This window comes from Pseudomonas quasicaspiana (assembly GCF_021147825.1).
Taxonomy (GTDB): Bacteria; Pseudomonadota; Gammaproteobacteria; order Pseudomonadales; family Pseudomonadaceae; genus Aquipseudomonas; species Aquipseudomonas quasicaspiana.
In genome coordinates, this window is sequence record NZ_JAGTPI010000105.1 from 1 (window position 1) to 11,495 (window position 11,495).

Annotated in this window: 9 protein-coding genes and 1 pseudogene; 4 read left to right on the top strand and 6 right to left on the bottom strand. The window is 56.6% G+C overall.

What is annotated here, in order from left to right; genetic code table 11:
• The first annotated feature begins 684 nt into the window (after positions 1-684).
• The 3 genes and pseudogenes from poxB to KDX30_RS29945 all read left to right on the top strand — a co-directional run bounded on the left by poxB (position 685) and on the right by KDX30_RS29945 (position 4,759).
• Positions 685-2,403, top strand: a complete 1,719-nt coding sequence (gene poxB / locus KDX30_RS28960) for a ubiquinone-dependent pyruvate dehydrogenase (RefSeq protein WP_231678211.1) — start codon at positions 685-687, stop codon at positions 2,401-2,403.
• Positions 2,404-2,869: 466 nt separating this feature from the next.
• A pseudogene (locus tag KDX30_RS29940) lies at positions 2,870-3,901 on the top strand (HAMP domain-containing protein); the annotation flags it as partial.
• Between the two features lie 93 nt (positions 3,902-3,994).
• On the top strand, positions 3,995-4,759 hold the full coding sequence (locus KDX30_RS29945) for a methyl-accepting chemotaxis protein (protein WP_406644021.1): 765 nt from the start codon (positions 3,995-3,997) through the stop codon (positions 4,757-4,759).
• Between the two features lie 369 nt (positions 4,760-5,128).
• On the opposite strand, the gene KDX30_RS28970 is transcribed toward KDX30_RS29945, so the two are convergent.
• The 3 genes from KDX30_RS28970 to KDX30_RS28980 form a co-directional block, all read right to left on the bottom strand.
• A complete protein-coding gene (locus tag KDX30_RS28970; protein WP_095098957.1) occupies positions 5,129-5,953 on the bottom strand; it encodes an HDOD domain-containing protein in 825 nt (274 codons plus the stop codon).
• Positions 5,954-6,289: 336 nt separating this feature from the next.
• On the bottom strand, positions 6,290-7,243 hold the full coding sequence (locus KDX30_RS28975) for a 2-hydroxyacid dehydrogenase (protein ID WP_231678206.1): 954 nt from the start codon (positions 7,241-7,243) through the stop codon (positions 6,290-6,292).
• Between the two features lie 153 nt (positions 7,244-7,396).
• Positions 7,397-8,671 (bottom strand): MFS transporter, encoded by a 1,275-nt coding sequence (locus tag KDX30_RS28980; protein WP_231678207.1) that lies wholly within the window; start codon positions 8,669-8,671, stop codon positions 7,397-7,399.
• A gap of 24 nt (positions 8,672-8,695) precedes the next feature.
• Here KDX30_RS28980 and KDX30_RS28985 point away from each other — a divergent pair, with 24 nt between their 5' ends.
• Positions 8,696-8,929, top strand: a complete 234-nt coding sequence (locus KDX30_RS28985) for a hypothetical protein (protein ID WP_231678208.1) — start codon at positions 8,696-8,698, stop codon at positions 8,927-8,929.
• 207 nt (positions 8,930-9,136) lie between these two features.
• On the opposite strand, the gene KDX30_RS28990 is transcribed toward KDX30_RS28985, so the two are convergent.
• The 3 genes from KDX30_RS28990 to KDX30_RS29000 all read right to left on the bottom strand — a co-directional run.
• The gene (locus tag KDX30_RS28990) at positions 9,137-10,444 is read right to left on the bottom strand and encodes an OprD family porin (RefSeq protein ID WP_406644022.1); all 1,308 of its coding nucleotides are present in this window, start codon (positions 10,442-10,444) and stop codon (positions 9,137-9,139) included.
• Positions 10,445-10,728: 284 nt separating this feature from the next.
• Positions 10,729-11,148 (bottom strand): GFA family protein, encoded by a 420-nt coding sequence (locus tag KDX30_RS28995; RefSeq protein ID WP_027902769.1) that lies wholly within the window; start codon positions 11,146-11,148, stop codon positions 10,729-10,731.
• 91 nt (positions 11,149-11,239) lie between these two features.
• Positions 11,240-11,495, bottom strand: a 256-nt coding sequence (locus tag KDX30_RS29000) for a hypothetical protein (RefSeq protein ID WP_231678210.1), incomplete at its 5' end; no start/stop codon positions are given.

The window sequence follows — 11,495 nt, forward strand, 5'->3', positions numbered from 1 at the left end:
CGCGAACAAGTTCGCTCCTACCGGTTTGCGCTGGGTCAGGTAGGAGGCAACTTGTTGGCGATAGGGCTTGATGCGGTGAGTCAGGTCTGACGCCTCGCGGACAAGTTCGCTCCTGCCGGTTTGCGCTGGGTCAGGTAGGAGGCAACTTGTTGGCGATAGGGCTTGATGCGGTGGATCAGTCCTGCCGCCTCGCGAACAAGTTCGCTCCTACCGGTTTGTGCTGGGTCAGGTAGGAGGCAACTTGTTGGCGATAGGGCTTGATGCGGTGGATCAGCCTGCCGCCTCGCGAACAAGTTCGCTACTACCGGTTTGCGCTGGGTCAGGTAGGAGGCAACTTGTTGGCGATAGGGCTTGATGCGGTGAATCAGGTCGACCGCCTCGCGAACAAGTTCGCTCCTACCGTTTAGTGACGTGTCCGGTAGGAGGTAACTTGTTGCCGAGAGGGTTGGACGCGCTTCGCGAACAAGTTCGCTCCTACCGTTGAGTTCGGGATAGTGCACTGCGGTGCGTCTCAAGAATTTTCGTGCTTGTCTTTCGGGCAAGCACCGCCCGCAGGTAATCCGCTCTTCACAGATTGATCTGTGTTCTGTCACCAGCTGAACTGTGCGCCGCACAGCCTGTCGATCACTGATGCGTACCAAGACACTGGCTACGTTTTCCATCTGTCTCGACAAGGAAACCAGCATGTCCAAAACCATTGCCGATCACCTCGCTCAAACCCTCGCCAGTGCCGGCGTCAACCGTATCTGGGGGGTGAGCGGCGACAGCCTCAATGGCTTGACCGATAGCCTGCAGAGCATCGACTCCATCCGCTGGATGCACACCCGCCACGAAGAAGTCGCCGCCTTTGCCGCCGGTGCTGAAGCAGCCAGCACGGGCAAGCTGGCGGTGTGCGCGGGCAGTTGCGGGCCGGGCAATCTGCATTTGATCAACGGACTCTACGATTGCCATCGCAACCAGGTCCCGGTGCTGGCAATTGCGGCGCATATCCCGTCTTCGGAAGTCGGCCTGGGCTATTTCCAGGAAACCCATCCTCAGGAACTGTTCAAGGAGTGCAGCCACTTCGTCGAACTGGTCAGCACCCCTGAGCAATTTCCCCGGGTGCTGGAGCGCGCCATGCGTGCCGCGATTGGTCAGCGTGGCGTTGCGGTGATCGTTTTGCCAGGCGACGTTGCACTGAGCGATGCCCCTGACGCTCTGGCCAAGTGGGTGGACACCGCGCCACCGACGGTCACGCCGAGCGAGCCGGACATCCAGCAGCTGGCCGACATCCTCAATGAATCCAAAGCAGTCACCTTGTTGTGCGGTGCCGGTTGCGCCGGAGCCCATGACGAGATGGTCGCCTTGGCCGACCGTCTTGGCGCGCCCGTGGTGCACGCCTTGCGCGGCAAGCAGTACGTCGAGTATGACAACCCATTCGATGTCGGCATGACCGGCCTGATCGGTTTCAGCTCGGGTTATCACGCCATGTTGTCCTGCGACACGCTGGTAATTCTGGGCAGCAGTTTTCCGTACCGGAACTTCTACCCGACGGACGCCAAAATCGTCCAGATCGACATCGACCCAACAGCCCTCGGTCGACGCACGCCGATAGCCCTGGGCCTGACCGGCGGCGTGAAAGAAACCCTTGCCGCGCTGCTGCCCAAACTGAATCGTCAGGAAGACCGTCGCTTCCTCGACAAGGCACTCAAGCATTACGCCAAGTCACGGGAAGGGCTGGATGATCTGGCCACGCCATCGGCGCCGGGCAACCCGATTCATCCGCAGTACCTGACCCGGCTGATTGATGAGCAGGCCGATGCTGACGCGATCTTCAGCGTCGATGTCGGTACTCCAACAATGTGGGCTGCACGTTATCTGCACATGAACGGCAAGCGTAGTTTGCTGGGTTCGTTCAACCATGGCTCCATGGCCAACGCGATGCCTCAAGCGCTGGGCGCGAAAGCGGCGCATCCGGACCGACAAGTGATTTCCCTGTGCGGCGATGGCGGATTGTCGATGCTGATGGGCGACCTGCTCAGCGTTCGTCAACTGGACCTGCCGATCAAAATGGTAGTGTTCAACAACAGCTCGCTGGGTTTCGTGGACATGGAAATGAAAGCTGGCGGCTACGTGCCCCACGGCACTGATCTGTACGAAACTAACTTCGCCGGTATCGCTCTGGGTGCGGGCATTCTGGGTATTCGCGTAGAGAGTTCCGAAGAGTTGCCTGCTGCATTGCGCAAGGCGTTCGATCATCCGGGCCCGGTATTGCTGGATGTCGTCACCGCTAAACAGGAACTGGGGATTCCGCCCAAAATCAAACTGGCCCAGGCCAAAGGCTTCAGCCTGTACATGATGCGCGCCGTGTTGAGCGGGCGAGGGGATGAGGTGTTTGAGTTGGTGAAGACTAACTTGCGGTAATTCTGCCTTGTGGCAGGAAGTGGCTCCGTATTCCTGACACACCGCTGTCGTACAGCAAGCCCGGATTTGTAGGAGCGCACGAGCATCGCGAGGCCGCGATAACGGAGTATCAGACAAACCGCTATCGATGGCCTCGTAACCTCGGTGAGCTCAGGATTGGGTTCAATGGAAGACGGCATCACCTGTCAGAGGTTACATAGGCGCCGACTGCATGTTGTCTGATGCACTAATATTTCGTTGCAGTCGGCAGAGTGTGTGAAATCTTTAGGCCTTAAAACGCCGTATATGTAACCATTCATCGCGTATTAACTTGTCATACGTCCGACTATTTGGATCCGATAAATATATTTGTTCCGGACACTATCCTTTTACACAAAGAGCCAGTACAAACGCCGCAATGTGTTCACTGTTTCAGTGAACAGCCGTGCGCTGTAGCAACTCTTTTGTAATGGAAGTATCCGCAATGATGAAAAGTCTGGGTTTCAGCAGAAAGATTCTGCTCGCCGCCGCATTGGTGGTCGTGGTTGCATTTACCTGTTTTATTGTTGTTAACGATTACCGTCAACGCCAGACTTTGAAATCCAATGTCTTTGCTGAACTTCAACAGTTGGGTGGCCTGACGACTCAGAATATTCAGACCTGGCTGGAGAGCCGTACCCAGCTGCTGCAATCCATGGCGCAGCGGATCGCGGCGGATGGCAAGGCCATTCCGGATCTGCAGAGCTCCATTGGTATCCCGGCTTATACCGATAATTTCCAGCTCAGTTATTTCGGTGGTACTGACGGCGTGATGTTTTCGGTGCCAGCGGGTAATCGCCCGGCAGATTATGATCCCCGTGCGCGTGGCTGGTACAAGGCGGCGCAAAACGCCCCAGGCACTGTTGTGACTGAACCGTACATTGCCGCTTCGTCTGGCAAGTTGGTCGTTACACTGGCGGCGCCGGTCAAGTACCAGAACCAGTTCATTGGCGTTGCCGGTGCTGACATTTCCCTCGAGAGCATTACCAAGACCATCAATTCGCTGAACTTCGGTGGGCATGGTTATGCATTCATCGTCAGCGGTGACGGCAAGATTCTGATTCACCCGGACAGCAAACTCATTCTGAAGAACATCAGCGAAGCCTATCCGACCGATACGCCGAAGATTACTGCGGGCGTTACTGAGATTGCGTCCGCCGGTAAAGCAGAAATCATGTCGCTGACCAAGGTAGAAGGCGTTTCCTCGGCTAACTGGTATGTGGCGCTGGTACTGGATCAGGATGCGGCCTACGCCATGCTCGGCGAATTCCGTACGTCAGCGATTACTGCGATGGTCATTTCCGTGGTGATCATCATTCTGCTGTTGGGCATGTTGATCAGCGTGCTGATGCAACCGCTGCATCAGATGGGGCGCGCCATGCGTGACATCGCGGATGGTGACGGCGACCTGACCAAGCGTCTGGCCATTACCTCCCAGGATGAGTTCGGCGAATTGGCCCAGTCGTTCAACCGATTCGTTGAGCGTATCCACGGCTCCATACGCGAGGTGGCTTCCACGGCTGGCCAGTTGGGCGATGTGGCGATGCGGGTAGTGAAGGCTTCCAACTCCTCCATGACCAACTCCGACCAGCAGGCCAATCGTACCGAAAGCGTTGCGGCGGCGATCAACGAGCTGGGGGCGGCTGCCCATGAAATTGCCCAGAACGCGGCGCGTACTTCTCAGCAATCTGCCGATGCCAGCCAGTTGGCGAGTGATGGTCAGCAAGTCGTACAGCAGACCATCAGCGCGATGAACGAGCTGTCGGCGAAGATCAGCGAATCCTGCGCCAACATCGAGAACCTGAACGGCAAGACGGTCAACATCGGTCAGATTCTGGAAGTAATCACCAGTATTTCCCAGCAAACCAATCTGCTTGCACTGAACGCGGCAATTGAGGCAGCGCGTGCCGGCGAAGCAGGGCGTGGCTTCGCTGTGGTGGCCGACGAGGTGCGCAGCCTGGCACACCGTACTCAGGATTCGGCGCAGCAAGTGAAGAAGATGATCGAGGAACTGCAGATCGGTGCTCGGGAAGCGGTGGTCACCATGACCGAAAGCCAGCGTCAGAGTGAAAGCAGCGTGACCGTCGCCAATCAGGCCGGTGAGCGGTTGAGCAGCGTTACTCGTCGTATTGATGAAATCAACGACATGAACCAGTCCGTAGCCGCTGCGACTGAAGAGCAAACTGCGGTGGTGGAGTCGATCAATGTCGATATTACGCAGATCAACACGCTCAATCAGGAAGGCGTCGATAACCTGAAGCTGACGCTGGACGCTTGTTCATATCTGGAAGAGCAGGCTGCCCGGTTGCAGCATCTGGTGGGGACTTTCAGGATCTGATGTGAAGAGTAAGGCTTGAAACCGGGTCGCCCTTATCGCGGGCAAGCACCGCTCCCACAGTTTGAAATGCAATGCCATGGGAGATTCTATGTTGGCCTGCAAACCTGTGGGAGCGAGGCTTGCCCGCGATGCAGACGACTCGGTTTTTCAGCTACACCGTGTCATCGTTCATCGCGAGCAAGCTCACTCCTACAGATGACCAATATTGTGAGCGGTGCCTTGGCCGAGCCGCATCCGGACAGGACGATAAACGATGATGTAGTGTGTCTTCCCGCCTCGTCTCATGTATCGCGGGCAAGCACCGCTCCCACAGTTTGAAATGCAATGCCATGTGGGAGCGGTGCTTGCCCGCGATAACGGCGACTCGGTCTAACTCAGCAATTCTGCGAACGCTTTGTCCGCCTCCAGTACGGCGGGCAGTCCGGCAAACAATGCATCCAGATTGACCCCTTCAGTCAGCGGTCCGACCACCGCCTGTTGCGCTTCTGGCGTAGCACCGCCGTGAGCTTCGAGTGCATCGGAAACCAGCATCGCCTGAGCCACGATACGCGGCAGGGGAGCATTGCCTGGTGCTTGTAACGGTTTCGCCTGATACGCGATGGCTTGCTGGATCACCTCTGGCAGATGCCAGCGACGGGCCAGTTCCTCACCCACCTCGGGATAGCCAAAACCTAACTGGACCGTTTCATTGGCCGCGCGGCCCGGCGTGCCCGTTTTGCTCGCCGCATTGATACGCTCGGCGACTTCCGGCGCGCCGGTCTGGATCAATAACTCTCCGATGTCATGCATCACGCCGCAGGTAAACGCAATCTCCGGGTCCACGCCGCTCTGTTTCGCCAGCATCCGGCAGATCCCGGCCACCTGAAAACTCTTCAGCCAGAAGCCTTTCAGGTCAAAGCTCGGTCCGGCTTTGAACGCGCCCGTCACAGCTGACGCCAGCACCAGCGTGCGCAGCGTGTTGAAACCCAGACGCATGGCTGCGTCTTCGATACTGGACGACTCCCGGGAGCCACGAAACCGGGCCGAGTTGGCCAGGCGGAGAATCTTCGCCGAAATCACCGGATCCTTTTCGATATTGCGAGCAATGCTTTCCAGGCTGGAAGAAGGGCTGTCAAATTGCAGGATCAGATCCTGAGCGACTTTTGGAATGCTGGGGAGGCTATGCAGATTGGCGAACAGCGTTTCAATACTCATGGAAGACTCACCTTTTTTCGTCCTGAAACAGAACGATAGGTGATTCTGGCGAGCTTGCATGGTCAACGATCGTTAAATGCGTGAAACAGTAGGCAAATCCAACAGCTACGCTGGTCAACTTAGGGGAGCTGCCATCTTTGACGCGCAGCAAACACGGACCCTGTAGGAGTGAGCTTGCTCGCGATAGCGTCAGGCCTGACGGTAATTTCTTGAAAAGTCTACCGTCATCGCGAGCAAGCTCACTCCTACAGATCCTGTGTTTGCTTCACGACAACGCGGCATTTTAGACGGGGCGTTACCTCCCACCAAACGAGTGTTCCAATCCGTCCGGGGTGATTAACCCAATACCGGCGTAACCAACTCACCCTCATCGATATAACGACTCAGGTTGGCAAACACCAGATCAGCCATGGCCTTGCGGGTTTCATAGGTGCCGCTGCCGATGTGCGGGGTCAGTACAACCTGGTCCAGGCTCAACAGCTCGGCGGGTACGTTCGGTTCATCTTCGAATACATCCAGCCCGGCACCGGCGATCTGACCCGCCTGTAGCGAGGCGACCAGGGCTTTTTCGTCGACGACCGTGCCGCGTGCCACGTTGATCAGGAAAGAATCCGGACCCAGTGCCTTGAGCACCGATGCGCTGATCAGCTTCTCGGTATCGGCACCGCCCGGCACGATCACCACCAGATAATCGCTGACCTTGGCCAGTTCGTGGAGGTCAGCGTAGTGGGTGTAGGACACATCGGAATAAGCCTCACCGCGACGGAAATAGGCGATTTCCATATCGAACGCCGCAGCACGAGTGGCGATGGTTTTACCGATCTTGCCCAGCCCGACGATGCCGCAGGTCTTGCCTGCCAGGTCGCGGCCCAGAGGGAATTTGCCGTTTGGCCATTTACCCGCACGCACAAAACGCTCGGCTTCGCTGATCTTGCGGCTTACGCAGAGCATCAGTGCGAGGGCAGTTTCCGCGACGGCTTTGTTCAAGACATCCGGGGTGTTGCTGAATTTGATGCCGCGCCCTGACAAATAGTCGGTGTCGATGGCGTCGTAACCCACGCCGAAGCTGGTGACGACTTCAAGATTGGGCAGACGATCCAGCACCTGATTGTCGGTGCCGTACACGGCGCTGGTGACGATGGCGCGAATCTTCTCGCCGTGGGTGGAGAGCCAAGCTTCCAGGTCTGCAATCTCCCAGCGATTGTGCACGGTAAAGTCCCGGGCCAGCGCTTCAGTGAGAGAGGCGTGCATCTGGCCCCAGACCAGTACTTCGGCTTTGCTTTGAGTCATAGTGGATCGCTCGTCATTTTATTGTTGGGAAAACATGAAGGCATGCTCAGCGTCATATGTCATCGTACAACTAGGCTTGATCATATACGCATGGTGCCGTCATTCAAGTCCGAATGTTCGATTCACAGCCTGGCGATGTGTTCAGAAAACCTTCTAGCCAGCGACCTGCCGACCTTTCGGTCCCGTTTCCAGAATCAATAGCGCCAGCACGATTGCGAGCACGATGCCCCCCAGCAACCAGGCACCGGCAGCCTGAAATATGGGCAGGGTCAAGGCGCCGCCCATGGCCATGCGCGCCAGCAAGTAACCAAACACCGGTGTGAGCAGGGCGCTGAAGGTAAAGACCAGAAAGTTGATCGCACCGGTGGCACTGCCCTTGACGTTGTCGGCGTTGACTTCCTTGATGATCGAGTAGGGAATCATCGCTGCGCCAGAGCCGATCCCCAACAACAGACCGAACAGATACGGCGGGGCAATACCAGCTGGCAGATACAGAATCGCCGCGCTGGCGATCAACATCAGCGACGCGCCACCGATCAGTACCGGCTTGCGTCTGCCGATGCGGTCGGAAATATAACCGAGCAACGGGCAACCAATCACCCAGCCCAGCGGGATCATGCTGCTGCGGTTCACTGCTTCGCTGTACGTGACCGCCAGACCGTCACGCAGGAATGGAACGCCCCAGATCATGTCGCCGATCGTCGTCGGCAGAAACAACAGGCCCGCCGTGAAACCGCATAACCATGACTGTGGATTACTCAGAACCTGCTTGTAGGGCGTCAATACTGAACCCAGTGAGTTGCTGCTCCCGGCGGGGCGTGGATCGTGACCTTTGGGCGTCATGATCAGCACCAGAATTGCAATCACGAACAGGCAACCGGCAGCGATGAACCAGAATTGTTGCCACGGGATAGTCCCGTGAATGATCGGGCCCACGGCAAATTGCCCGGCGAAGCCGCCCATCATGCCGAAGCATTGGGTGAAACCGACGGCAGTGGCCAGATACCGGGGCGGGAAGCCATGCGTTGCCAGATACACTGCGCCAATGAAGGCACTGGCCGATCCCGCGCCCTGCAGCAGGCGACCGATTTGCGCGACGTGCAACTCACCCAGGCCGAATAAGGCTGCGCCCGCTGCAACCATGAGAATGCCCGCCGGTATCACGTACTTGGCACCCAGTCTGTCCAGTGCCGCGCCCGCTATGATCGAGAAAATCGAGTAGGTGTAGTAATACAGACCGACCAGCGCGCTGACGGCCACCACATCGCGGCCAAACGCTTCGGTCAACTCCGGCATCATCACGCCGGGTGCCGAGCGCAGGGCGTATTGCACAAAGTAGAAGAGGGCGCAGAACAGCCAGGCGATCACGAACCCCATGTGCAGCGGTTCGGAGCGGACGGACAACGGCGCGGATGAAGCAGGAGGCATGAGGATGGCCTTGGTGGAGGGGCGATGGACCTCAGCCTAGTCGCTTTCCGGGCTCCGAAAGCTGCGCCGGATCAATGGATGGGTATTGAAGCGGTTCGTGCAGTGCAGTTCGTGGCAAACAGGGACCCTGTAGGAGTGACCGGGGTGGCGATCCACATTGCTCGCGATGGCGTCATGCCTGACGGTAATTTATCGACGGAAAAGTCGAATCGCGAGCAAGCTCACTCTCACCAGACAAAATGCAAATTAATGGATTGAAATGCATTTTCTGTAGGAGCTGCCGAAGGCTGCGAAGCATTTGTCCTGATACACCGCGATCGCAGCCTTCGGCAGCTCCTACAGATCCAGTGTTTACTCGAGACAAAAATTAATGACCAAAAAAAGGCGCTCGCGAGAGCGCCTGAAACACCTTGGTTGCAGAGCGGGAGCTTCCAGGGCGGTGTTGCTAAAACCTCATGCCGCTCTTCACAGAACGCTCAGCGGATACTCGACAATCACTCTGACCTCATCAAGGTCTGACTCAAATGCAGTCGCTCGTGTGGTGGCCTGTCTCACGCGCAGTGACAGGTCCTTCAGATTGCCAGTCTGCACGATGTATTTCGCTTCGATATCCCGCTCCCAGCGCTTCTGATCGGTGAGTGGGTTGCCATCCGAATCCCGGCGCATGTAAGTGCTGTTCGCATTGGAATAGTCCGCGTCGGTGCCTTTACCGTAGCGCGTCATGAACGACAGGCCGGGTACCCCGAAGGTGGTCATGTCCAGGTTGTAAGTGACCATCCACGAGCGCTCTTTGGGCGAGTTGAAGTCGCTGTACTGAATAGAGTTCGCCAGGTAAATCGAGTCAGACTGTCTGAGGTAATCGAAGTCGTCGTCGCCTTCATTTCGCTGGTGCGAGAGGGCCAGGGTATGAGCGCCGTATTGCAGGCCGATCTTCGCACTCCAGATGTCGTTGTCGAATTCACCGAGGAGCTTTTTGCCTTCGTCGGTGGCGTTGTAGTAATTCAGGCTACCGGTCAGTGCCAGATTGTCCGAGAGCGGCAATGTGTAGGAAGTGGAGGCGTAAGTCTGGTCCCAGGCATCTTTCAGCCTGCTGGTATACAGGCTCAGGCTCAGACTGTCGGTGGCAGCGTAATCGCCTCCAAAATAGGCGACCCACGGAGCGTTGACCGAACCTGCATAGAACGTGGCGAAGTTATCGCGCATGCTGCTGGAGGCTGGCTGGCTCATTGAGTGAAGGCGGCCACCCTGAAGGGTTAAACCGCTGATACTGGTGTTGGTCGCCGTCACGCCGCGAAAACTTTCAGGCAGCAGTCGCGAGTCGCCAAAAGAAACCACAGGCGTAGATGGAAAGACATCCCCGACCTTTACAACCGTATCGAATGCCCTGGCTTTCAGAGCGCCACCAACCTTGCTGTATTCGTCTTCGGCCTCACCATCCCCATCGACCGGCAGAACATCGAACGAACTGCGTCCGCCGTTTCGACCATCACCGGTGTCGAGTTTGATGCCCAGCATTGCGAACGCATCGACACCAATACCAAACGTACCCTGAGTGAAACCGGATTCGAATTTGCCGATCACGCCTTGAGCCCATGCTTCGGAATAGCCATTCCCGGTGGGGCTTGATTCGCCTTTGCGATGGTCACGGTTCATGTAAAAACTTCGATTGAGTACAGTCAACGTACTGCCTTCGATAAACCCTTCTTTTTGCTCTTCTGCAAAAGCAGTAAGCGGTGTGACACTCGCAAGGGTGGATAAAACGGCCAAAGTCATTTTGTTGAGGTGAGTCATAGTCGCTCCGTTCAAATCGGCAGATTTCTTATGTGTCGACCTGGCTTTTTTTATAAATTCGAGCGCTGCCAGTGGGGCACAATCTTGACGAGTTGAAGATAACGACGAGATGGTTGAAAGATTACAAATGTGCAATCAAACGTTTATGTTGCGGAGACTGAAAGTTGCCGGTCACTGCTGATGACTTATTTGCGGGAGATCGCTGCGTCCGCTTGATGCATCAGCCTTCGACCCAGTCTAGCGAGGCCGGAAGGCTGATATCGCATTCAGCCGGGGGCGTTGGTCGGTGGCTCGCGGTCGGCGGGATGATTGACGCCGTCACTGGTCTTGATCTGGCCCAGGTCGTAAGGGTTCACGCCTTCCAGGCAACCCAGATTGAAACCGTATTGATCCGGTGAGGAGCGCCGCTGGTGATGGGTGTAAATCCCGCAGTTACCGCAGAAATAATGCTTCGCTGTACGGGTATTGAATTGATAGAGCTTGAGCTGGGTCTGGCCCTGAATGACTTTGACACCGTCCAGCGCGACCGAGGCAACGATGGCACCTTTGCGGCGACACATCGAACAATCGCAGCGCCGAGGGTCGACAATGCCGTCGGGTAAATCCAGCTCCAGCACCACAGCGCCGCAATGGCACGATGCGCGGTGTTTGGGTTTTATTTCAGTGGGGCCGACTTTCTTGATCACGGGCTATTCCTCCTGAGGTAATTCAACAGGGTAGCCGTTTAGAGTTAACGGTGCACATTGTTGGCCAGCAGACACAACTTCCGCGAACTCATTACCAAGAGGCCGGTATACCGCCGGACTTGTAGGAGATTCTAAGTTTGCCCGCAAGGTGAATTGCGACGCAGAACCTGTGGGAGCAGAGCTTGCTCGCGATAAGGACGCCGCAAATATCAGGCAGATTGCGTCCAGCCTCATCGCGAGCAAGCTCTGCTCCTATCAAACAAAATATAACTATCTGATTTGGAATGCTTTTTACTGTAGGAGTGACCGGGGTGGCGATCCACATTGCTCGCGATAGCTCCAGTACA